The organism is Gammaproteobacteria bacterium, assembly GCA_016765075.1.
Classification (GTDB): Bacteria; Pseudomonadota; Gammaproteobacteria.
The window spans coordinates 1-22,498 of sequence record JAESQP010000120.1 but is presented as its reverse complement, the minus strand read 5'-3'; the positions used below and the strand labels follow the sequence as shown (position 1 = coordinate 22,498).

The window sequence follows — 22,498 nt, the reverse complement described above, 5'->3', positions numbered from 1 at the left end:
GGGGTATTAAGAACGGTAACCGTTCAGGCGACCTTCGCTGCTTATCGCAATTTGGGTATTGCCTGTAACAATTTCAACCGGGGCATATCCACTCATTCGGCCTTCTGAAGATACTGCGACTTGAGTACCTTTAGAAGCTGCTTGGTTGCTGTTAACGCCCGCATAAGGACCAAAGTTACCAAGGTTTGCCGCTTGTGCTGAACCTGCGACCAAAAGACCTAAACCGACGATTGCCATTGAGATGTTTTTCATACTATTTCTCCAAAAGTGAAAATAAAAGGGTTAATAATTGAGTCAGGTTTAGTATCTATAAAATCTATCGATTTGTGAAATCATATAAATTTATCTAATCATTAGCTTTTCTTAATCACTCTATTTATTTAGGAAAGCTCTGAATACATCTGGGACAACGAAATTGGTAACTAAAATTTTTCAAATCGAGGCGCAAATCGCAACCAATAGTGGAGCTATTAGCAAGATTGGCAACGAAGAGCTGAACAGTTTTAGTCACCAAGGTCGTGTTCCACAACTTATTCAGAGCTTCCTGAGGTTTAAGACACTCGAATTATATTGCTACTCGCATAAAAAAGCCCCCAAATAGGGGGCTAGATACTGCGGACTTTTATAAAACCTAAGACAATATTAAGAACCGTAGGCGTTTAAACGACCTTCACTGCTTACTGCAATTTGTACATGGTCGCCTTCGATTACTATTACTTCGGTAGACGGAGCATAAGCGTTTAAACGACCTTCTGCTGGCACTTCAACTTGTACGCCATGAGAACCCACTTCGTTACTATTTACGCCTACGTAAGGACCAAAGTTACCTAGGTTGCCATCAGCATGTGCAGAACCAGCAGCCAATAAACCTAAACCAACAATTGCCATTGAGATATTTTTCATAATGTTTCTCCAGTAATTTAAAGTGTTTGAAATTAAGTTGAACCCAGTATCGGAGAAAACACTCAATTACTGAAATTGTATTAACTGATGTGGTCGTTAGCTTTTTTTAATGAACCAATTGTGTGTGCGAATAAGCTGAAAACCAACCAAACCAAAAAGCGCGATGTGCAGGCAAACGGAACAGTTTTTTGCCATCGGTGGTCTCTAAGCGGCTTTCACTCAAGTGCCATTTTTGGCCGCTTTCATCCATGACCGTATTATTTTGATCCCAGGATTCAAAGCGCACACCTTGCGCATCGTAGACGCGATTAGCGCCACTGACATCAGTAAACACAACGAAGTCGGTACCTTCTACACTGCTCTGATAAACAGAGTGCTTGGCTAAATAGTCTGCTGATATGGCTAAGGGTTTATCGGGACTCTCTGCAAACAATAACCCCAACACTTCGCTCTTATTTTTTAAACGACCATCAACGGTCGGTACACCAAACATCAAATTATCTGTGGCAAAATATTCACGGTAGGCAACGCCTTCGCCATAGTCACGTTGATGCCCTGTATCAAGCGATAGCACTTTGGTTTGCGGGTGACGACGTTGCCATTCTTTCCATGTCGTTGTAACAATACTTAGACGCTCAAGCGCAATATCTTTGCCCACTAGCGGGCCAATGACTGGTGTGCCCCATAAGGTATTCCATAACGACTGCGTCTTTTTGTCGTACATGAGTTTGTTGGAGCGATAGAGAAAGCCGCTAGTGCCAATCTCATAGTTTTTACCCTCAATCTCGGTGTTATACAAAATCATGCTACCGCAAAGGGTGCAATAAACTCCCGCAACTGGCGTACCACCAACCTCATCAACAAACATCTCATGCCAAGCCATAATACGTTTGGGATAGGCACGAGCATCGCCATTGACTTCGATGGCAAACACAACATCGCCATCGTCGAGATAATCGGCGTCATCAGCATGAATCATTTTTGGATTACGTAACGGTGGAATACCATCTTGCCGAACACCGCCCCACACCACTTCGTCAAGACGAATAGTAGTATCACGTTCATCATTAAAGTAACCCGCAAAGAGCGGGTCGATTAAACGGTATAGCTCTGATTTAAACTGCGCGTAGTGGCGATATTTATTTTCCGGTTGATTCCATAACCACTGACGCCAGCCCTGTATATCAAAACCAAATTTCTGATTGGTGTTTTCCTCTAGCAAGCCAACCAAACGCGCAACCCCTTCTCTGTCACGCAGCAGCGTCATTATTTCAACCGCCATAATGGCAAAGCCCGGCTGCCACTCGGCTTCAATGCGATCTAGCGCCTTATCGGTTTGCCTACCATTGCTACTTAAGAGTGAAATAAATTCATCCGCAACTATTATGTTAGGCGGCTTGTTTTTGCTCTGTGCCGTGGCAATCAATAGAACACCAATAAGTATGGCAAAAATTGAGGCGGCAGTGATAGGGGCTATGCGTTTCATAGCGTCTATTCTAATAAGGTATGTTTAGCCAATCATCACAGGTGAATCACATCGCCCTGCGATCTGTTAACAAAACTATCGCTATTTGCCAACACAAAAACTAGAGAAAATTTCACCCAGTAAATCGTCGCTACTGAATGCACCGGTAATTTCGCCTAAGCACGCTTGCGCAATTTTAAGTTCTTCTGCGACCAGCTCGCCTGCCTGGTGGTTTAAATGAACTTGGCTGTTTTTTATATGGGACAAGGTTCGTTGCAGTGCATCAAGGTGGCGACGACGAGCACTGAATACGCCTTCGTTGTTTTCATCAAAACCAATCATTTGTTTTATTGCATTATTGAGTTGATCGAAACCCTGGCCGGTTTTTGCTGAGATAAATACCGCATTGTCTTGGTTTGCTTGGACGGAGGGTGCAATATCAATTTTATTGTAAACATTAATACGAGGTATTATTTCGGGTAACGCAATCAGTGAATCATCCTCTTTGTCCATTGCAGTGCAATCGATGATATGTAAAATAATATCGGCACGTTTAATTTCGTTATACGCTCGGTCAATGCCTTGTTTTTCGATGGGGTCATTACTGTCTCGTAAGCCCGCCGTATCGATTAAATGCAAAGGAATACCGTCAATACTAATTGCTTCGCGCAAAACATCGCGTGTTGTGCCAGGGATATTCGTCACAATGGCTGCCTCACGTTGTGCCAGACGATTCATTACACTTGATTTTCCTGCATTGGGCTTGCCAGCAATAACTAGAGTTATTCCCTCGCGTAAAATACTACCTTGTCTGGCAGAATTAAATACGCTGCGAACAGCATCATAAATCGTATTGAGCTGTTGCTCAATTTTACCGTCGGAGAGAAAATCAATTTCTTCTTCAGGAAAGTCTATAGCGCTCTCGACATACATACGTAGTCGAATAATTTTCTCTAACAACTGATTAATGGTGTTAGAAAACTCACCATCTAAAGAACGCATCGCGGCACGCGCCGCTGTCTCTGACGTGCTATCGATTAAATCCGCGATAGCTTCTGCTTGCGCCAAGTCAAATTTATCATTGAGAAACGCACGTTCAGAAAACTCGCCGGGGCGCGCCATACGTGCGCCTAAATCAAGTACTGCCTGCATAATTAAATCGAGTACCACTGGGCCACCATGGGCTTGCAACTCGATAACATCCTCACCGGTAAAAGAGTGAGGCGCCGGGAAATACAAGATAAGGCCATGGTCGATGGCCTGGCCTTTGGCTGACTTAAAATCTACCAGCGTGGCATAACGCGGTTTTGGCAATATTCCAATAATAGGTTTGGCAATCACTGCCGCCCTGGGGCCAGAAAGCCGGATAATGCCGATACCACCATGACCAGGCGGGGTGGCAATGGCGGCAATGGTGTCGGTGATTTTCGGCATGACGATCACTCAGATAACGATTAATTGAACGCAGAAAAGGTAAACAAGAGATATGTTTACAGTACGCGCCGCCTTGGCTCAGATAAATACAGGCAATGGTACGAGGTCGCTATTTTTTGCAAACAGTTAATAACATGAAGGCACTGCTAAAACGCCCACTTTCTGGTACGTAACAGAGTATTTTTTGACCCGCTTTCAGGTTTCCTGAGTTAAAGAGTTCTTCAAGCAGGATGTAGATGGCAGCTGACCCGGTATTACCTTTTGAACTTAAATTGGTGAACCAGCGTTCATATGGAATTTCAAAACCTATTTTTTTTAAGCCATTAGCTACTTTTTCACGGAAAAAATCGGATGAGTAGTGGGGCACAAAATAATCAATCTCTTTAGCTGTTAAGCCTTTTTTTTGTATAATTTCTGTGAGAATTTTCTCAACCGTATAAGAAATAATAAACTCATTGAGCAATTTGACATCCTGTTTTATAGAAAAAATAGAATCTGCAAGCCATTCAACAGGTTCAAATTCTTTCCAGCTTTTTATCGAACCATCGTCGTTTTTAGCTGCGCCACTGTACATACACGTGGCCATTTCATTGGCATAGGAGCGTTCAAATATCCAATTGATTTGCAATGATAACTTATCAATATTAGGTTTTGGCTGAAGTAACATTGCACCGGCACCATCTGACAGCATCCACCGTAAAAAATCTTTTTCAAAAGCAATTTGTGGTTGTGCCTTCAGGGTATCAACGTGGCCAGATAATTCCGGCTCAAAATTTTCGCTACGCATTACAGCCGACATGGTTTCAGACCCGGTAGCAACAGCGTTGCTGAATTCGCCTGCAGCAACACCCAGATAAGCATATTTCATGGCGCTTATGCCAGCAAGACACACGCCAGCAGTGGCGACAACTTCACAAGGTGTATTGCCTAGCTCGCCATGCGTCATAACAGCATGATTAGGCATAAGTTGATCTGGTAATGTAGTGCCACAAGACAGACAGTCGATATCATTAATAGAAAAATTTCTGGCGACCAACATTCTAACCGCCTCTGCGGTAAGTTGGGCATTAGTATGCGTAGCTTTTCCCGTTTCGGGGTTCACCGCATAGTAGCGCGTTTTAATACCATTGCTGCGTAAGATGGTGCGGCGCGCACGTGATGGTTTGTTTCCAACCTGCCCTAAAACGGCTTCCATATTATCGTTATCTATTGGTGCATTTGGCAAATAAACAGATATTGCATTAATGTAAACAGCTGACATAGTGATTAAAATTAATTCCTTTATGAACCGGAAGGGCTACTAAAATATTTTTTTTGCTGCGCTGTGCGACGACGTGTTAATGGTGACAACAAGCTTTTAATGAGCACACTTAATGGGATAAATAAAATTATAAAACTGATAAGAAAAACGATATAGATCAATATTACTGGTTTGCGTAATAAGCTTCCTGGAGGCCCCAGGCTTCTCAATAATTTCCCCCAAATACGAAAGCCGCGTTTAGCTGTTTTTTCACTGGCGATCAGTTTCTCATTCACCTCAACAGCGCCAAGGCCTTGTAGTAGGGTTTCATCTAATTTCGCGGCTAATAATATTTTTTCAACAATACGATGGCCGAAACGGTTGCAGGCCGTAATCGCTTCTGGCGCCACACCAGCCTTGGGAATTAATCCACCTAGATGGGGGCCTTTGTTACCGCTTAGCACCCAAACAGGTGTGGCTAAAAAGCTGCCTACACTTCCTGCTGCATCAACCAAAGCGACATTGCCTATCAGTTTAGCCCCCATCTCGTTTAACATGCTTTTAACCGACTCTTGAGCCATTAGCCACATATTTCGACAGGCTATCAATGTGACTACGGGCTTGTCCTGAAGTAATTTCGTGGCCACAGGGCTTTGTAAAAATGCAGTGGTGGGCAAAGAGGGTGACAAAAACCAGACCTGATAGGCTAAGATGATTAAATCAAAGTCTTCTTCGCCAGTTAGTGTAGATGCTTGAATGGCTGGTGGGTTAAGATAAACGGCCTCAGGAAATGTGTCGAAAAATTGTAAAATGGGCCAAGGAAATGGGAAATTTTCAACGGGTTTTATCTGTTCAAATGTAACATCGATATCTGGATGGTCAAGCAGAGGTTGCGCAAAATGATGTGCGATGGTACTAAGCTGCCCACTTTGCGAATAGTGTACAACTAGCACGCGTTTTTTAACGGGCAGAGTCACTTTTATTGATCCAGAGGTGATGTGATGAATGTGCCTTTTAGGTTTTTTTACCGAGAAAATTATAGCATAAATGAGCCCAGTCAACCGCAGAAACCGGTTCCCCAATGGAGGGTGATACAGGTTAAAATTTACCTTTTCTGTAACTCTAAGTCCATTCAACAATGAAAAAAGACGATGTTCCTCAAGATAATAACCGTACCTATGGTGGTCATAAAAAAGTGATTTACGCAACCAATCGATCAGGAAAATACGAGAAGATCGACTCCACGGGATGGGAAACGGAAGAGTTTGTTACTTTAATGGCAGTGAATGAGTTGAAAGAACAGGCTTTGGCTGCGCATCAACGTGTCCAGCAGGGGCTAAGCTCGCCACTGGAGTACCATATGTATGACAAACGGCTGGATGTGCTGGGTCTGGCTCAAGCGAGCAGTTTTTTTCAGTGGCAAATTAGACGACATATCAGACCGGTGATATTTTCTCGCCTTTCTAACAAAACGGTTGTACGTTATCTTGACGTGTTGGGTCTGACAGACGCTGAATTTAAATCAATACCCGAGTATGCATCTATACTATGAATAATTTTAAACATCAACATGCTGCTCATTGTGAAACTGGCGTTATGTCAACGATGTTAAAACATTATGGCTGTGATGTGTCTGAGGCCATGGTATTGGGTTTGTCTTCAAGTATCGCCTTTGCCTACTTACCATTTATTAAATTAAATGGTTTGCCTTTAGTTTCTTATCGTATGCCTCCCGGGTCTATTATTAAAAGGCTACAAAAACGGTTGGGGTTGAATGTCAGTTTTGAGAAATTTTCCAGTCCACAACAGGGTATGGAGGCGTTGGATAAACAGCTAAGCGTCGGTAATATTGTGGGTTTGCAAACGTCGGTGTTTTGGTTGCCTTATTTTCCTGATGATATGCGTTTTCACTTTAATGCACATAACTTGATTGTTTACGGTAAAGAAGGGAATAACTATTTGATCAGTGATCCTGTTTTTGAAGAGCCGGTTGTTTGTTCCGTTAAAGATTTACAAAAATCCCGTTTTGCCAAGGGTGCGTTCGCACCTAAAGGGGCAATGTATTACCTCAATGAAAAACCTGGCAGCATTAATTATACAAAGGCCATACCTCTCGCCATTAAAAAGAACGTGCGCGCCTTAACACTACCGGTGCCAATTATAGGCATCAAAGGGATACATTTTTTGGCCAATAAATTAGCGCGATTACACAAGGCCATGCCTGAAAATAAACAGCAGCGGCTTTTTTTAGGTCATATCGTTCGTATGCAAGAAGAGATTGGTACGGGCGGCGCCGGCTTTCGTTATATTTATGCCTCATTTCTCCAGGAGGCGGCGGCAATCACCAATAATAATTTATTAACAGAAGCATCAGAAATGATGACGGATGTGGGAGACCAGTGGAGAAATTTTGCGCTGCATACGGTTAAAATGTGTAAAAATCGTAGCAAATTTAATATGCAAAAGTTATCAGAGCTGCTACATGCTTGCGCAGTTGAGGAAGCAAAAGTATGGAAGTTATTAAAGACGATCTAGTACGATAATGCTCCACCGTTGCTGCCCATCTGTATCCAGATAAATAAAACGCTTTGGCGCTGTTTGTGTTTTACAGCTCTCGAGAAAACCGCAGATGTGTAACGCAGTGGTAAACTCATGGCGTAAATGATGCGGTGCATAACTTGCCTTTTGTGCAGCCAGTGATTGTAATATTTTTTCTTGCTGCGTCGTCGTCACAGCATTACCAAAGCCTATTTTTGTTGACGGGTGATTTTCACCCATCTTTGACAAAAAATAAGCATCGCGCTCTTGTTCACTTAGCGGCTCGGCAATATGAGTGATTTCAGCAATGGCCTGGGTGCCGTCCCGCCGATGTGCCAAATATAACCAGTGACTACCTTCTGCCAGGCAATATTTTTCATTTATTTGAAAGCGTTGCCGATGAACGTCTAAATCTTCACCCACTTCACACACCACGCCGACCAATGCTGTTGTCACATTGCCTATTTCAAGATCAAGGCTTGCCAGCTTAAGTGCGGCCTCCAAAGTGAAATGATCGCGTGTTACAAACTGATTGTTGGCCAATAGTCCAAACTGTTGTGCTAAATAAAAACATGCGGCATTGCTGACAGTGTTAATGAAAATGGAAGGCCCTGGTAGCTGGCCAGCTTGGTATATTTCAGCCAACACCTTCGCTGTGTTATTTAGCGAACCGTAAATAGAGGACATATACAGCCCCGTATTTTTTGCAAACCCATCACTTGGTTTACATTGAAAGCTGCCAATCAAAGCGAGCTGTGTTAGACGATCAATGCGGCGTATTTTCTTGCCACTGGCCTCCAGTAAAACAGATTTGAGTGCGGGCAGCTCGCGCTCAACCTTATGATGAAAATTACTCGAACTATAGATATAAAGGGGTTTAAACATTGCTAATGACCAAAACGGTGCTATTGCCGCCAAAACCAAAGTAGTTTAAAAGGTAGTGGCCCTTGTCGGGGATATCCGCCGTATTTGCCAGGCGCAAAGAAAACTTATCGGCTATGTTACAGGGGGCTGTGATCAGAGATTTTTTACGCAAAGCACTATAAAATAAAATTAATTCGTTAATACCGCAAGCGCCCAGTGTATGTCCAATCAAAGGTTTTAACGCGACAATGGGAGGGGTGGCGCCACCAAATACTTTATATAAACCGGCAGCCTCAGCTTCATCGTTTGACAGGCTTGCTGTGCCGTGGGTTTTGATAACCGATATATCGCTTTTTTCAATGTTGGCTTGCGCTAAGGCACGTTCAATAACGGTTTTTATCATGCCCCCCTCAGGGTTGCTGGCAGTAATACTGTGGTTATCACCCAGGTTGGCGCCAGCAACATAAGCAAATCCGTTATCTTCGGGCTCGGCTGAAATAATTAATGCACCACAACCTTCACCCAAATATAAACCATCTCGGTTTTTATCAAAGGGTCGCATACCATTAGCACTGATTAAAGCAAGGCCAGAAAAACCCAGCGCTGTGACTTCGTTATAAAACTCAAGCCCAAGCACCAAGGCATGGCTAATATCTCCTCGCCGAATAAACTCCGAGGCATACATTAACGCATTGGCGCTGGCTGTGCAGGCCGTATTAAATGTATAAACAGGCCCATTGATCGAGTATTTATTTTGAATATAATGCGTTAAGCGATTGAATGGTGGTGTATGAATAGCAATATCTTTATTCGTACAAGAAGATTGCTTTAAACCTATCTCACATTTAAACATATCAAAAGACGTGGAACCGACGAATAAACCAATTCGTTGCCATTGTTCTGGTGTTAGCCTCGCCTCCTCTCTAGCTTGTTGAATAACGTGGTCAATGATTTGGTATAACCGATCAACACCAGCGCAAAGACCAGGTGAGTTAATGATAAAATAGGGCAGAGTAACCGAGCCTATAGATTGTTTAATCTTTATTGTCGAGGGTTGATAGTTTTCCTGTTGTATAGAAGATAATATTTTTTCTACGTCGCTGCCTGCCGCCGTAACAAGGCCCGCACCTTTGAAATATATTTTACGTGACATCTTGTTTTTTCTTTAGGCTTGGGCTTTTATGATGTAATCCGCCAGGGCATTGATTGATGCAAACGCTAACCGGCCGTCTTTAGCACCATCAATACGCGCGGCGTAGGTTTTTTTGATCGCCAAGGACAGTTGCAGACTATCGAGCGAGTCCAACCCCAGCTTCGTCTCACTACCGATTAGAATTTCATCATCAGTAATATCGCTAACCGTCAATTCATCTTCTTTGTCGCATTCGATAATGATCATTTGTTTGAGATCATGCTTTAATGTTTCTCTATCAGGAATAGTAGCAATAGGCATGTTATCAATTTCTTATTTGGTGATTAGAATACAACACGCTGTATTACCATTGTTTGTGAAAAATACTCAGCGCCAGAGCCAACATCACTCCGCCAAAGGCTAGCAACATTATGACCTCAGGTATAATTTCTACAATACCGTTACCATACAAAAAAATATCCAGAAACCCATCCAGCCCCCATGACATAGGGCTTACAACGGTAAATTTTTGAAGGTACTCAGGCATAATAAATTTTGGCACCATAATACCGCCGATAGCAGCCAACAAAATGTTTCCTACGCCACCTATAGATGTTGCCTGCTCCATTGTTTTTGCGATCACGGCGACAAGCAGCGCGTAGCCAATGGCGGAGATTCCAACAGCCAATGACATTAACGCCAAAGCAAAATAATTATGGGGTATAACCAAACTATCGCCTCCTAATAAAGGCACAACATAGGCGCCAAGCAACAACATGGTAATAAGCTGTACTTGGTTAATTGCCAGATAAGGCAATGTTTTCGCTATAAAAAATAAACTCATTGATGTATTCATTGTGCGCAGTCGCGTTAAGGTGCCCTGTTGTTTCTCGGTAATTAACGTGGTGGCTATTGGAATAACAACAAAAAACATTGAAAAAATCAGCCAGGCAGGAACATTTTGCTGTACTGCTGTCGGTTTTATGCCAGGCTTTTGTCGACTGTGAAGGTATGCCGTTTGAATTGATTCTGCGGCAATAAAGTCTTTGGCCTGCTCCGCAGCAGATATTTGCCGAGCAAATATAAAGTGCAATTTAGTTGTTGCCAGAGCCTCGCGGATAGCTGAGTCAAGTAACAAACGTGTTCGTGTATCCACATTTGGAGCAAGCCATACTCTAATGGGTTGTACATCTTCCAGGTCGGCTTGAAAATGATCAACCAAGCTTGTCGGGACACTCAAAAAAGCGTCCCCCTGATTATCTAAAACCGCCATAATCTCGGCCGTATTATTAGCAGTTTGTATCTTTTTAAAACTAAAAAAATCATGTGTCGCTAATAATGATAGAAACTTATCCGAATGTTCGCCTTTTTCAGCATTAGAATAATAAACGGTGAAAGACATTTTTTTATCTACGCCATATTGCTCTTGTAGAGCCAAAGACATGATAATTATAAATACCGATGGCATGGCAAAAAGAATCAATACCGAGTGCAGGTCTCTAAATACCAGCTTAAACTCTTTAATTAGCGCGGCGAAAAACATGCTTAATCTCTTAATTTTTTACTGGTTAAATCAAGAAAAAATTTCTCTAGATTATTTTTTCCATAGAAAATTCTGGTGACAGGAATATTCATATTTAGCACTTGGCTGGTTATTTTATTACAGGTCGCCATATCAGCAACGTTATGAAATACCAATTGACTGCGGTTAATAGAAAGCTCGAAACAGGCTTTTAATTGCTTCAGGTTGTCACCGTCAACCACATGCTCACAATCAATGATTAAGTGTTGTTGCTGTTCCTGTTGCAGACTGCACAATGTGCCTTGTTTTAATATCTGGCCATGATCAATGATGGCCAGATAGTCACATAACTGCTCAACTTCTTCCATATAGTGCGAGGTGTAAACAATAGTTTTTCCTTGCCTGTGTAGTGCTTTGATTTGCCGTAAAATAAAAGCGCGGCTTTGAGGGTCAATGCTAACAGTTGGCTCATCAAAAAATAAAATTTCAGGATCAGCGAGCAACCCGATAGCGATATTTAAACGCCGCTTTAATCCGCCAGAAAATTCGGCCGCCTTTTGCTGAGATACTTTTTGTAATTGACAAAATTCAATGCAATATTCAATGCGAGCCTGCTTATAGCTTGATAAAAGACCCTGCATGCCAGCAAAAAATTGTAAATTTTCAAATGCGGTTAAATTTGGGTAAAACGCGTAATCCTGTGGTATGTAGCCAATTAATTGTTTGGCTTGCTTTGTGGCTTGTGGCAAGCTATAACCACCAACAGCAATGCTTCCGCAAACAGGTTCAAGAATGCCCGTTAATAATGAAATTAACGTGGTTTTGCCCGCGCCATTGGGGCCGATCAAACCGAACAAAGAGCCTTTTTTTATTGTCAGCTGAATATTTTTTAGTATATTTTGGCTGGAAAATTGTGGGTAGTGGTAAGATAAATTATCTATAATAATAGCAGGCGCCGACTGAGATAATTTTGGCATAATCAAAAAATACCCACCAAAATCGTATTCAACTGTGTGCCATTCGAAAAATCAACAACAAGCATAGCCGATAAAGGCATTGCCTGAGCTAGTTGATACTCTTTTTTTCTTTTGCGTTGATCATCCATCAACGTAATTATACATCGTGCTTGTTTTTTTATATCGTTACTTGCAACATAGAAAGACTTAAACATAGGCAAACCTTTCTCTGACGATTGTTGGTATACGAAAGGCACGGGGAAATAATAATGGATATAGAGCTTTCTGCCTTAAATCAGATAATAATTTTTATTGTCGGCTCTATTTTTTTTATTATCGTATCCAGGCGAGCCTTATTGAACACACGCAGCCATGGCTTCTACCGTTTTTTTGCCTTTGAGTCCATCCTGATACTGGTATTGTTAAATCTCACTTATTGGGTAAAAGACCCCTTTTCAATACAACAGTTACTCTCCTGGTGCTTGCTGTTTTTTTCTATTTTGTTTGCCATTCAGGGGTTTGGTTTGTTGCGGAAACTGGGGGGATTACTCAAACCAAGAGCGGACTGTATCGAAAACTTCACCTTTGAAAACACCACGCTTTTAGTGACCGATGGCATTTACAAATATATTCGGCACCCAATGTATAGCGCCCTTTTATTACTGGCATGGGGCGCCTATTTCAAACATTTTTCACTATTTTCAACAGCAGCGGTTATTTGTGCAACGTTCTTTTTATTGTTGACGGCAAAGACAGAGGAACGTGAAAATATTCAGTTTTTTGGTGCCCGCTATACCACATATAAAAAAGACAAAAATGTTTATTCCCTACCTGTATTAAAACAAAACGTGCAAGAGATAATCACAAAAAATCTCAGTCCGGCCAGCCACCTAGCCCGCTTTATCAATCTTGCGTGTGATATGCCACTGCTGAGCAATAGACAAGATGCTGTTTGATACCCAGTAAAGCACTAAGCCTGATGGGAAGAAGGCAAAAAACAGAGTAAACACATACGGTAGCGCGCCGAGAATTTTGGCCTGCATGGGGTCGGGCGGTTTCGGGTTAAGCCGTTGTTGAAACCACATGGTAATACCCATGAGTAGCGGCAGAACGTAGTAAGGGTCTTTAATTGCCAGGTCTTTGATCCAAAAAATAAACGGTGCCTGGCGTAATTCGACACTTTCGATCAGCACCCAGTAAAGCGCGATGAAGATAGGTATCTGTATCAGCATGGGCAAGCAACCACCGAGCGGGTTAATCTTCTCGGTTTTATAAAGCGCCATCATGTCCTTACTCATTTTTTGCTTATCATTACCTGCTCGCTCGCGAATTTTTTCTATGCGTGGTTGTAGCTTGCGCATATTGGCCATGGAACGGTAGCTGGCCGCAGACAAGGGGAAGAACACCAGTTTTATAATCATGGTGATAATGATGATGGTCCAACCCCAGTTGCCAACGACGTTGTGGATTTTTTCCAGCAACCAAAATAGTGGTTGTGAGAAAATAGCGAAGATGCCGTAGTCAACAGTGAGCTCCAGGCCGGGCGCGATGGCTTCGAGCACGTGTTGTTCTTTGGGGCCAATATAAAGCCGGTCGGCCATGCTGCCTTGTGCGCCCGCAGCAACACTAACACTCGGCGCAATTAAACCTAAGGTATAGCGCCCATCATCCAGCGCTTTACTAAAGTAATGATTGCTCTGCTCTGCATCAGGCACCCAGGCGGCGAGGAAATAATGTTGGATCATAGCCGCCCAGCCGTTAGTGCTATCGATTTTGACATCTTTGCTGCGCATGTCGCCAAAATCAATTTTTTCGTATTTTTCTTCTTCGTTTGACAGCACACCACCGGTATAGGTATAGATCAGCCTAAATCCACCGGAGTCGTCAGGTTCAGTACGCTGGAACTGGCGGTAGACGCGGCCCGCCCACTCAGCACCACTGTTATTGCTAATACGGTGTTCAACATCAATCAGATGACTGCCGCGAGTAAAGGTAAACACTTTGTCGATTTCCACGCCGTCATCGCTTTGCCAATATAAAACGACCTCGAGTGTGTCTTGACCATCAGCTAGGGTAAATTCGCTCGCATCGGCGGTATAAATTGCGTGGTGATCGGGGGCTTGTGACTTTGACAATAAACCACTTTGCGCGACAAAGAGATTGCTTGGGTCGGTTGACATCAGCTTGAAGGGGACGTCTAGCTCGACGATACTCACTGGATAAGCACGCAGGTCAGCACGGCGAATATCACCGCCGGCTAAGGCAATGTCGATATCAAACTTATCAGTGAGGACGCGAATATTCCCTGCATCAACCAGGGCTTGAACTGGGGCTTTATTCTCTGTTCCGCCCGAAATTGCGGTTTCACCAATAGGTTCCACGTAGTTTCTTGGGCTATCGGGCACATCAGTACGTGGCAAGGGGGCTAACAATTGACCATCGGTGATTTGCGCTGAAGGAGAGCTGGGCGCTACAGGCTGCGGACCATAATCCGTTTGCCATGCCTCATATAAAAGCACAACAACCGCAGCGAGCGCAAAAAATAGTAATATACGACGAGTTTCCATGACAGCCTTATAAAGATTTATGGTGGTGGTTGCAAACGACTCTTTTTTGCGGTGGCACTAAATCAACACCGCCTTCATTCCAGGGGTGACAACGACTGAGTCGACATAGACTGAGCCAGCCACCGCGTAGTGCACCATGCTCACGCACGGCTGTTTCACAATAACAAGAACAACTTGGATAAAAACGGCAGCTTGCAGGCAGCAGGGGGCTAATTAAATAGCGGTAAGTACGCACTAAAAACAATAAGCATGTTTTCATGGGTTTTGTACCCCAGTTACGCCCTGGGGCGCGCGCCGTTGTAGTTTTTGCCAGCCTTGATCAAGCCATTGTCTTACTTGGTCACGACTTTGTTTGGCAATACTTGGCTTGGCGATGATCAAATAATCCCAATGGGCTAATGACTCTCGGCGCAAACGAAATGCGTCTCGAACCGTGCGTTTAAAAGCATTGCGTTGTACGGCAAGTTTAGCTGAACGCTTGCCTATAATCACACCCATACGCGCATAACCCAGCTCATTAGGCCGAGCCAACATCGTTAAATATCGACTACCCGCCCGAACAGGCTGATCAAATACGCGTTGAAAATCGCTTTGGTGGACGAGCCTGTAGCAGCGACGAAACTGAAAAGAGGCTCGATTCAAGACCGCGCCAGGAGGCGCCGAATTAGGCGCTGAGTTTGACACGGCCTTTGGCGCGACGGCGTTTAATCACCATACGGCCAGCGGCAGTACTCATACGGGAACGGAACCCATGGGTGCGCTTGCGCTTAAGATTGCTTGGTTGAAATGTTTGCTTCATTGCGGCTTTCCTAAATCAGGCCGTGTACCCAGAAGGCACGTCGAAAAGCGCATGACAATACTGAAACGCCCTCCCCGTGTCAAGCAAGAAGTCAAAGCAAGCTAATTTGTTCTTATTACAGGAAACGCCTACCTGCCGGAGGCAAGCACCTCAGGCCTTACCATGCCCGAACATAGCAATGAGAAACGAATACTCCTTCTTGCCCAAGTAAAATGCTAGCGCAGCCAAGCCGAGGAGGTTAAACTGATTGGTTCACGCTGCCTGTTCCAGGCGCTTGTTAATAACACCTAAATCAACAATAGGTAAATTAGGAGGTCTTCCAGCTTTGGACGATTCGCTTTGGCAGCGCTGTCTGCATCATCTCGAAAGCGAGTTGAGTGTGCAAGACCTCAACACCTGGATACGGCCGCTACAACCTGTTGAAGACGGCAATTTGCTGCGTTTATTAGCGCCTAATCACTTTGTCCTCGACAAAATCAACGAGCTGTTTATCTCACGTATTTCCATCCTGATTAAGCAACTCGATAGCAATACTAGCGTTAGCGTTGAAGTTGGCTGCTCTCGCCCTAGTCCCGCTCTAGACCCTGTGCCGAGCCGTCACAGCGCGCCCCACCCAAGTAATGCGCACTTTTCTCGTGAAAACAATAAAAGCAGTAAGGGCTTTCGTAGTGGTCTGCAAAGCAGTTTTACCTTCGATAATTTCGTTGAAGGTACATCGAACCAATTGGCGCGCGCAGCCTCAATACAGGTCGCTGAAAATCCCGGCACTGCCTATAACCCCTTGTTTTTATACGGCGGCGTAGGCCTTGGTAAAACACATCTCATGCATGCCGTTGGCAATATGATGTTTGAGCGCATCGACAATGCCAAGATTGTCTACTTGCATTCCGAGCGCTTTGTTGCCGATATGGTGAAAGCGCTACAGCACAATACGATTAACGAATTTAAACGCTATTACCGCAGTGTCGATGTTCTACTTATCGATGACATTCAATTTTTCGCCAAGAAAGAACGCTCACAAGAAGAGCTCTTTCACACCTTCAATTCGCTCATCGAAGGTCATCAGCAAGTTATTATGACCTGCGATCGTTACCCAAAAAAGGTTGACGGTCTAGAAGAGCGCCTTAAATCGCGCTTCGGTTGGGGGCTAACAGTGGCTATCGAGCCACCCGAGCTGGAAACACGTGTCGCCATTTTAATGAGTAAGGCCGCGCAAATTGATCTTGATATCCCCAGCGATGTAGCTTTTTTGATCGCTAATCGCTTTCAATCTAATGTTCGCGAAATGGAAGGTGCGCTACGACGTGTCGTCGCTAACTCACGCTTTACCGGGCATGCTATTACGCTAGAGTTTGCCAAAGAAGCCTTGCGCGATTTACTCGCACTGCAAGACCGTTTAGTGACCATTGATAGTATCCAAAAAACCGTAGCAGAGTATTATAAAATTCGCGTAGCAGACTTATTATCCAAGCGGCGCTCACGCTCTGTCGCACGGCCACGACAATTGGCCATGGCGCTAGCCAAGGACTTAACGAATCATAGCCTGCCAGAAATTGGTGACGCCTTTGGTGGCCGCGACCATACGACCGTGTTACATGCCTGTCGTAAAATTGCAACATTACGAACTGAAGGCGACGTTATTAACGAGGACTATTTAAACCTGTTGAGAACCCTACAAACATAATGTGGATAAGTTGTGATTAAATTGAGTTTTGCTCAAAAAGAACGACTTACAACCAAGTTATCCACAATTAATCAACAGATTATTTTTAGTTTAAAAAATAATAAACTATTGAAAATAAACAATAAAAAATGTTTTTTAGATCAGTTTTTTGGGTTACACACAGCGGTTATAATAGGTTGTTTATATGAATATAAATTTAAATAAAGACGTATTTCTTAAGCCGTTACAACTTATCAATGGGGTTGTTGAGCGGCGTCAAACTTTGCCAATATTAGCCAACGTTTTAATTGAAGCAAACCAAGGCGTGCTATCTTTAACTGCCACCGATCTTGAAGTTGAAATAATTATCCAGCTTGAGGTTGATAGCAAGGTATCGGGGCGAATAACACTGCCTGCCCGTAAATTATTTGATATTTGCCGTAGTCTTGGTGATAGTGCCGATATCACAATAAAAGTAGCGGAAGACAAGGCGACAATACGTTCAGGTCGTAGCCGTTTTGTTCTAACTACTCTGCCAGCTGATGACTTCCCCGATATTGGCGTGATGGAAGATGCGCGCAGCTTTACCTTGAAACAAGGCGAACTAAAGCGCCTAATAGATCAAACATCATTTGCTATGGCACAGCAAGATGTGCGTTATTATCTCAACGGTATGTTATTTGAAATGGGCAGTGACCAACTGCGTACTGTTGCAACAGACGGTCACCGCCTGGCCATGGCAGAAGCTGCGGTGAATATTGGCTGGAACGAGAAAACACAGGTTATTGTGCCGCGTAAAGGTATTAATGAACTACAGCGTTTACTGGATGACTTGGATAAGGATGTCAATATAGAGTTAGGTATTAATCACATACGGTTTAGCACAGAGGGGTTGAGTTTTACCTCTAAATTAGTCGATGGCCGTTTTCCTGATTATGAACATGTCGTACCTAAAGGTGGTGACAAGATTGTCATCGTTGATCGTGATGCTTTAAAGCAGGCACTGGTACGGGCATCAATTTTAACCAATGAAAAATTCCGCAGTATTTCGGTACAAGTTAAATCCGGTAGCATTGTTATACGTGCGCGCAACCCCGAGCAAGAGCATGCCGAAGAAGAGGTTGAGGTAGACTACTCGGGTGATGAATTTGAGATCGGTTTTAATGCCGCCTATGTTCAAGACGCCCTGGGTGCAATGAATGAGCAGCAGGTACAGATGGTTTTTACTGACCCTGGTAGTAGTTGCTTATTACATGGGGTTGCCAATGAATCGTCACGTTATGTTGTGATGCCAATGCGTATCTAGGATGCTTGTTGGGCTTAGGATGAATCTATTGCAGAAAAGTGTTGCCTAAGAGCGCCAACTGTTGGTAAATATACTCAATATCTACTTAATGGAGCCCCCTTGGGGTGTACCCCAACCGATCAAAATAAGAGGCTCTAAATGGTTTTTTCTCACCACAATCACTTAGGTTCGACAGCCTCCTAGAGACCCCGCCGGCTGTTTTGACTGCGGTTTTTCCACGGCTTATTAATTTATGCATTTACGTAGACTAAGAGCAGTACAGTTTAGAAACTTGATCGATGTTGATCTTAAGCTAAACCCGAAATGTAATCTTATCTACGGGCAGAATGGCAGTGGTAAAACCAGCTTGCTCGAAGCTATTTATTTGTTGGCACGGGCAAAATCGTTTCGTACCAACCGTCTATCGCGTTTAGCACATTTTAGCGAGAATGCTTTCGCTGTGACTGCTGAGATCGAGCATGATCGTGGTGTGCAGTCACTCAAAGCACGCTATAAACAACGCGAACTAAAGCTAACACATGGTGAGGAAGCCATAAAACGCTCCTCTGATCTTGCCACATTATTACCACTCACCCTAGTCAGCACGGACAGCCATAAGTTGTTAACTGGCGGACCAAAACAGCGCCGTAAGTTTATTGATTGGGGTGTGTTTCACGTGAAACCAGCCTTTCTCGATGCTTGGCGAGCATATTGTCGTGCGCTTGGCCAGCGCAATGCCCTAGTGCGGCACGGTGGTGACGGCAATACACTGGCAAATACACTGGCAAGCTGGAATAGCGAGCTTGAAAGAATAGCAATAGAAATCGATACCTGGCGAGCAGACTATATTACACAGCTACGAAGTCATTTTTTACCTATGCTAGCATCTCTAGCTGATCTACCTGACCTATCAATAGAATATCAGCGTGGATGGCCTGCGGGCACTCCTCTTGCAGTACATTTGGCGTGCAAGCAAGAGCGTGATTTGCGTTTAGGTTATACGCGAGATGGTCCGCATACTGCGGATTTGGTGGTTAAGATAAACAGTATGCCAGTGCAAGAATACGCATCGCGTGGCCAACAAAAGCTTATTATTTCTGCGCTGTATCTGGCGCAAGCGGCATTGTTTGCCGAACAGCTTGATAAACCATGCATGGTGCTGGTCGATGATTTGCCGGCTGAGTTGGACGCTGATCGTCGACGTTATTTGCTGAATTTATTGAATAGCTTGAACGCACAGGTTTTTATTACTGCAATTGATAAACAAGACCTTGATCTCAGTATGTTTTCTCAGCACACCGTGTTTCACGTGAAACACGGTGTTTTCAGCGTCTTTGATCGTACTTAAAATAATCGCTAAACCCTTGTTTACGTGGTAAAATTGCGCGATTGGTTCGACTTCCATTAGGGGTGCTCAGGCACAATGAGCAACGACGACGAAAAGAAGCAAAACGGCTCTTCTAGCAATTACGACTCCAGTAAAATCAAGGTTCTAAAGGGGCTTGATGCGGTGCGTAAGCGCCCTGGTATGTATATTGGCGACACGGATGATGGTTCCGGTCTGCATCATATGGTTTTCGAGGTTGTCGATAACTCTATTGACGAGGCTATGGCGGGTCACTGTGACACTGTTAGTGTAGTGATTCATACCGATAACTCGATTTCTGTCTCCGATAATGGTCGCGGTATCCCGGTTGATCTTCATGAAGAAGAGGGTCGTTCTGCCGCAGAAGTGATTATGACCGTGCTGCATGCTGGCGGTAAGTTCGATGATGATTCCTACAAGGTCTCGGGTGGGCTGCATGGTGTCGGCGTCTCTGTGGTCAATGCCCTGTCTGAGAAACTGCAACTGACTGTCCATCGTGACGGTAAAACCCACACACAGGAATATCGTCTCGGTGATCCGGTGGCCGGGCTCAAGGTGGTCGGCGATACTGATAGCACAGGGACAGAAATTCACTTTAAACCCAGCACGGAGATCTTTTCAGATACCGTTTTTCACTATGAAATCCTCGCTAAGCGCTTGAGAGAACTGTCTTTTTTAAATCCTGGCGTTACTATTGACCTCAGTGATCAGCGCAGTGAAAAGCATGATATCTTCAAATTTGAAGGCGGAATTCGCGCCTTTGTTGAGCATCTGAACAGCAAAAAGACCCCGTTACACAAGCAGGTGTTTTACTTCAATGTTGAGAAAGACGGTACGACAGTAGAAGTGGCCATGCAGTGGAATGACTCGTATCAAGAGAACATCTTTTGTTTTACCAATAACATTCCTCAACGTGATGGTGGTACCCATCTGGCTGGTTTTCGTGGTGCGTTGACACGCACTTTAAATCAGTACATTGAAAAAGAAGGTATCGCTAGGAAAGAAAAGGTCAATACCTCAGGTGATGACGCGCGCGAAGGCTTAACCGCTGTGCTATCTGTCAAAGTGCCCGACCCTAAGTTTTCATCGCAAACTAAAGATAAATTGGTTTCTTCTGAAGTAAAGGGCATTGTTGAGTCGGTAGTGGGTAGTGGCTTACATGATATGTTGCTTGAGATGCCAACAGAAGCCAGGGCAATTACGAGAAAAATTGTTGATGCTGCGCGCGCGCGCGAGGCGGCACGCAAGGCGCGTGAGATGACGCGCCGCAAAGGCGTGCTCGATGTTGCAGGTTTGCCCGGTAAATTGGCTGACTGTCAGGAAAAAGATCCCGCTTTATCAGAGCTTTACATTGTTGAGGGTGATTCCGCCGGCGGTTCCGCCAAGCAGGGTCGTGATCGTAAGAACCAGGCGATTTTGCCACTCAAAGGTAAAATTCTTAACGTTGAAAAAGCCCGTTTTGACAAGATGTTATCGTCTGAGGAAATTCGTACCTTGATTACCGCACTAGGTTGCGGTATCGGTCGCGAGGACTACGACCCCGATAAAATTCGTTATCACCGCATCATTATCATGACCGATGCCGATGTCGATGGCTCACATATTCGCACCCTGTTGCTGACCTTCTTTTATCGCCAAATGCCTGAACTTATCGAGCGTGGCTATTTGTATATTGCCCAGCCGCCGTTGTACAAACTTAAAAAAGGCAAGCAGGAAACCTACGTTAAAGATGACGCAGAACTTAGTAAGCGATTGATTTATATCGCTTTTGATGGTGCTAAACTATTTGTTAATGCTGCTGCTCCGGCGATTAGTAGTGAGGCATTAGAAGAGATGGCGATTCGCTATGTTGCAGCGCAGGCCATCATAGAGAAATTTTCCCGGCGTTACGACAGCCGTTTGCTGGAACAGATTATTTATATGCCTTTAATCAGTGATGCGCAGTTAAACGACCCTGCGTTGCTTGCGCCGTGGTTGAATGATCTGACGGCGCGCTTGAATGCCGATGGTAATAAGGCTTTTCAACTTGAAATCTCACATAGCGAAAGTGGCGACGCCTGGCATATCCTAGTGGATATCACCACCCACAGCGTTACCCGCAGCATTATTTTGCCCAGCGAGTTTTTCCACAGTGGCGAATACCGTACGCTCAGCGATTTGGGCCAACGTCTTGACGGTTTATTGGGTGAGGGTGCCTATGTCCAGCGCGGCGAGCGTAAACAGACAGTCAGTAGTTTTAAACAAGTTTACGACTGGCTGACCAATGAAGCCAAGCGCGGTCTTAGTATTCAGCGTTATAAAGGTCTGGGCGAGATGAACCCGGAACAGTTATGGGAAACCACAATGTCGTTTGAAACACGCTGTATGCTGCAAGTACGTATTGAAGATGCGATTAGTGCCGATGAAATCTTTACGACATTGATGGGCGATCAGGTTGAACCGCGCCGTGACTTTATTCAACAACATGCCTTGTCGGTGTCTAATCTTGACGTTTAGTTTTTTACCTTGTTCATGATATTTCGTAATTTATCACTACATCTACAAGGAACGTATTTCTTCTTTGTGCCAAATTTTCCGACGGAAAAGCTATCACTGCGAGCCATGGAGAGCGGAGCGAGGGCGAGTAGTCCTCGATAGGCAACGCTGTATATTTTTTCGTAATTAGGAGCGCTAGCGAGTGATGCAGAGGAAAATAAACAGCTATCGTTGCCGTAGAGCCATTGAGGTAGTGTTACGTAGCCAGCGACGAGCTTGCGAAGTTGTG

22 protein-coding genes and 1 pseudogene are annotated in these 22,498 nt (G+C 44.2%); 7 read left to right on the top strand and 16 right to left on the bottom strand.

The annotated features are described in order from the left end of the window. Positions 1-6: 6 nt before the first annotated feature. The 6 genes from JKY90_07305 to JKY90_07280 all read right to left on the bottom strand — a co-directional run bounded on the left by JKY90_07305 (position 7) and on the right by JKY90_07280 (position 6,013). A complete protein-coding gene (locus JKY90_07305; protein MBL4852071.1) occupies positions 7-252 on the bottom strand; it encodes a hypothetical protein in 246 nt (81 codons plus the stop codon). Positions 253-642: 390 nt separating this feature from the next. Continuing rightward, positions 643-903 (bottom strand): hypothetical protein, encoded by a 261-nt coding sequence (locus JKY90_07300; GenBank protein MBL4852070.1) that lies wholly within the window; start codon positions 901-903, stop codon positions 643-645. Positions 904-1,009: 106 nt separating this feature from the next. Next, positions 1,010-2,389 (bottom strand): DUF3179 domain-containing protein, encoded by a 1,380-nt coding sequence (locus JKY90_07295; protein MBL4852069.1) that lies wholly within the window; start codon positions 2,387-2,389, stop codon positions 1,010-1,012. An 81-nt stretch (positions 2,390-2,470) separates the two neighbouring features. Then, a complete protein-coding gene (mnmE, locus tag JKY90_07290) occupies positions 2,471-3,802 on the bottom strand; it encodes a tRNA uridine-5-carboxymethylaminomethyl(34) synthesis GTPase MnmE (protein MBL4852068.1) in 1,332 nt (443 codons plus the stop codon). A 109-nt stretch (positions 3,803-3,911) separates the two neighbouring features. Then, positions 3,912-5,063 (bottom strand): beta-ketoacyl-ACP synthase III, encoded by a 1,152-nt coding sequence (locus tag JKY90_07285; protein MBL4852067.1) that lies wholly within the window; start codon positions 5,061-5,063, stop codon positions 3,912-3,914. A gap of 20 nt (positions 5,064-5,083) precedes the next feature. Continuing rightward, on the bottom strand, positions 5,084-6,013 hold the full coding sequence (locus JKY90_07280) for a dialkylresorcinol condensing enzyme (GenBank protein MBL4852066.1): 930 nt from the start codon (positions 6,011-6,013) through the stop codon (positions 5,084-5,086). Positions 6,014-6,180: 167 nt separating this feature from the next. Here JKY90_07280 and JKY90_07275 point away from each other — a divergent pair, with 167 nt between their 5' ends. Both JKY90_07275 and JKY90_07270 read left to right on the top strand, forming a co-directional pair. After that, positions 6,181-6,594 carry a hypothetical protein gene (locus JKY90_07275; GenBank protein ID MBL4852065.1) on the top strand — a complete coding sequence of 138 codons (414 nt, stop codon included), beginning with the start codon at positions 6,181-6,183 and terminating at the stop codon, positions 6,592-6,594. Continuing rightward, positions 6,591-7,577 (top strand): BtrH N-terminal domain-containing protein, encoded by a 987-nt coding sequence (locus tag JKY90_07270; GenBank protein ID MBL4852064.1) that lies wholly within the window; start codon positions 6,591-6,593, stop codon positions 7,575-7,577. The genes JKY90_07275 and JKY90_07270 overlap by 4 nt, the downstream gene beginning before the upstream one ends. Here JKY90_07270 and JKY90_07265 read toward each other — a convergent pair. Genes JKY90_07265 through JKY90_07240 form a run of 6 tightly spaced genes read right to left on the bottom strand, consistent with a single transcriptional unit; the run spans position 7,563 to position 12,269 of the window. After that, positions 7,563-8,465, bottom strand: a complete 903-nt coding sequence (locus JKY90_07265) for a hypothetical protein (GenBank protein MBL4852063.1) — start codon at positions 8,463-8,465, stop codon at positions 7,563-7,565. The two genes, JKY90_07270 and JKY90_07265, sit on opposite strands and share 15 nt — an antisense overlap. Beyond that, positions 8,458-9,597: a hypothetical protein gene (locus JKY90_07260; GenBank protein MBL4852062.1), complete on the bottom strand. Its 1,140-nt coding sequence runs from the start codon at positions 9,595-9,597 to the stop codon at positions 8,458-8,460. Before JKY90_07260 ends, JKY90_07265 begins: the two co-directional genes overlap by 8 nt. 12 nt (positions 9,598-9,609) lie before the next feature. Beyond that, complete coding sequence (locus JKY90_07255; GenBank protein MBL4852061.1) at positions 9,610-9,891, bottom strand: acyl carrier protein; 282 nt, start codon at positions 9,889-9,891, stop codon at positions 9,610-9,612. A 49-nt stretch (positions 9,892-9,940) separates the two neighbouring features. After that, positions 9,941-11,119, bottom strand: coding sequence for an ABC transporter permease (locus tag JKY90_07250; GenBank protein MBL4852060.1), 1,179 nt, complete (start codon positions 11,117-11,119; stop codon positions 9,941-9,943). Between the two features lie 2 nt (positions 11,120-11,121). Next, entirely contained in the window at positions 11,122-12,075 is a 954-nt protein-coding gene (locus JKY90_07245; protein ID MBL4852059.1) for an ABC transporter ATP-binding protein, read from the bottom strand. 2 nt (positions 12,076-12,077) lie between these two features. After that, entirely contained in the window at positions 12,078-12,269 is a 192-nt protein-coding gene (locus tag JKY90_07240) for a hypothetical protein (GenBank protein ID MBL4852058.1), read from the bottom strand. A gap of 54 nt (positions 12,270-12,323) precedes the next feature. Here JKY90_07240 and JKY90_07235 point away from each other — a divergent pair. Beyond that, positions 12,324-12,894 (top strand): annotated as a pseudogene (locus tag JKY90_07235) (isoprenylcysteine carboxylmethyltransferase family protein). A 50-nt stretch (positions 12,895-12,944) separates the two neighbouring features. Here the strand turns inward: JKY90_07235 and yidC are convergent. Genes yidC through rpmH form a run of 4 tightly spaced genes read right to left on the bottom strand, consistent with a single transcriptional unit; the run spans position 12,945 to position 15,420 of the window. Continuing rightward, on the bottom strand, positions 12,945-14,621 hold the full coding sequence (gene yidC, locus JKY90_07230) for a membrane protein insertase YidC (GenBank protein ID MBL4852057.1): 1,677 nt from the start codon (positions 14,619-14,621) through the stop codon (positions 12,945-12,947). A gap of 7 nt (positions 14,622-14,628) precedes the next feature. Then, positions 14,629-14,880: a membrane protein insertion efficiency factor YidD gene (gene yidD, locus JKY90_07225; protein MBL4852056.1), complete on the bottom strand. Its 252-nt coding sequence runs from the start codon at positions 14,878-14,880 to the stop codon at positions 14,629-14,631. Then, on the bottom strand, positions 14,877-15,263 hold the full coding sequence (gene rnpA, locus JKY90_07220) for a ribonuclease P protein component (protein ID MBL4852055.1): 387 nt from the start codon (positions 15,261-15,263) through the stop codon (positions 14,877-14,879). Before rnpA ends, yidD begins: the two co-directional genes overlap by 4 nt. A 22-nt stretch (positions 15,264-15,285) precedes the next feature. Next, a complete protein-coding gene (gene rpmH, locus JKY90_07215; protein ID MBL4852054.1) occupies positions 15,286-15,420 on the bottom strand; it encodes a 50S ribosomal protein L34 in 135 nt (44 codons plus the stop codon). 325 nt (positions 15,421-15,745) lie between these two features. On the opposite strand from rpmH, the gene dnaA reads away from it, so the two are divergent. From dnaA to gyrB, 4 genes are all read left to right on the top strand, one after another. After that, positions 15,746-17,104, top strand: coding sequence for a chromosomal replication initiator protein DnaA (dnaA, locus tag JKY90_07210; protein MBL4852053.1), 1,359 nt, complete (start codon positions 15,746-15,748; stop codon positions 17,102-17,104). 184 nt (positions 17,105-17,288) lie between these two features. Further along, positions 17,289-18,389 carry a DNA polymerase III subunit beta gene (gene dnaN, locus JKY90_07205; GenBank protein ID MBL4852052.1) on the top strand — a complete coding sequence of 367 codons (1,101 nt, stop codon included), beginning with the start codon at positions 17,289-17,291 and terminating at the stop codon, positions 18,387-18,389. 232 nt (positions 18,390-18,621) lie between these two features. Further along, the gene (gene recF / locus JKY90_07200; GenBank protein ID MBL4852051.1) at positions 18,622-19,716 is read left to right on the top strand and encodes a DNA replication/repair protein RecF; all 1,095 of its coding nucleotides are present in this window, start codon (positions 18,622-18,624) and stop codon (positions 19,714-19,716) included. Between the two features lie 75 nt (positions 19,717-19,791). Then, positions 19,792-22,230, top strand: a complete 2,439-nt coding sequence (gene gyrB, locus JKY90_07195) for a DNA topoisomerase (ATP-hydrolyzing) subunit B (GenBank protein MBL4852050.1) — start codon at positions 19,792-19,794, stop codon at positions 22,228-22,230. Positions 22,231-22,498 lie beyond the last annotated feature (268 nt).

Bases quoted from the DNA above. Each gene is read 5' to 3' on its own strand.
- JKY90_07265 (MBL4852063.1), bottom strand. From the start codon at position 8,465: ATGTTTAAACCCCTTTATATCTATAGTTCGAGTAATTTTCATCATAAG.
- JKY90_07285 (MBL4852067.1), bottom strand. From the start codon at position 5,063: ATGTCAGCTGTTTACATTAATGCAATATCTGTTTATTTGCCAAATGCA.
- JKY90_07295 (MBL4852069.1), bottom strand. From the start codon at position 2,389: ATGAAACGCATAGCCCCTATCACTGCCGCCTCAATTTTTGCCATACTT.
- JKY90_07270 (MBL4852064.1), top strand. From the start codon at position 6,591: ATGAATAATTTTAAACATCAACATGCTGCTCATTGTGAAACTGGCGTT.
- JKY90_07240 (MBL4852058.1), bottom strand. From the start codon at position 12,269: ATGTTTAAGTCTTTCTATGTTGCAAGTAACGATATAAAAAAACAAGCA.
- dnaN (MBL4852052.1), top strand. From the start codon at position 17,289: ATGAATATAAATTTAAATAAAGACGTATTTCTTAAGCCGTTACAACTT.
- recF (MBL4852051.1), top strand. From the start codon at position 18,622: ATGCATTTACGTAGACTAAGAGCAGTACAGTTTAGAAACTTGATCGAT.
- gyrB (MBL4852050.1), top strand. From the start codon at position 19,792: ATGAGCAACGACGACGAAAAGAAGCAAAACGGCTCTTCTAGCAATTAC.
- yidC (MBL4852057.1), bottom strand. From the start codon at position 14,621: ATGGAAACTCGTCGTATATTACTATTTTTTGCGCTCGCTGCGGTTGTT.
- JKY90_07275 (MBL4852065.1), top strand. From the start codon at position 6,181: ATGAAAAAAGACGATGTTCCTCAAGATAATAACCGTACCTATGGTGGT.
- JKY90_07250 (MBL4852060.1), bottom strand. From the start codon at position 11,119: ATGTTTTTCGCCGCGCTAATTAAAGAGTTTAAGCTGGTATTTAGAGAC.
- JKY90_07305 (MBL4852071.1), bottom strand. From the start codon at position 252: ATGAAAAACATCTCAATGGCAATCGTCGGTTTAGGTCTTTTGGTCGCA.
- JKY90_07300 (MBL4852070.1), bottom strand. From the start codon at position 903: ATGAAAAATATCTCAATGGCAATTGTTGGTTTAGGTTTATTGGCTGCT.
- yidD (MBL4852056.1), bottom strand. From the start codon at position 14,880: ATGAAAACATGCTTATTGTTTTTAGTGCGTACTTACCGCTATTTAATT.
- mnmE (MBL4852068.1), bottom strand. From the start codon at position 3,802: ATGCCGAAAATCACCGACACCATTGCCGCCATTGCCACCCCGCCTGGT.
- JKY90_07260 (MBL4852062.1), bottom strand. From the start codon at position 9,597: ATGTCACGTAAAATATATTTCAAAGGTGCGGGCCTTGTTACGGCGGCA.
- JKY90_07245 (MBL4852059.1), bottom strand. From the start codon at position 12,075: ATGCCAAAATTATCTCAGTCGGCGCCTGCTATTATTATAGATAATTTA.
- rpmH (MBL4852054.1), bottom strand. From the start codon at position 15,420: ATGAAGCAAACATTTCAACCAAGCAATCTTAAGCGCAAGCGCACCCAT.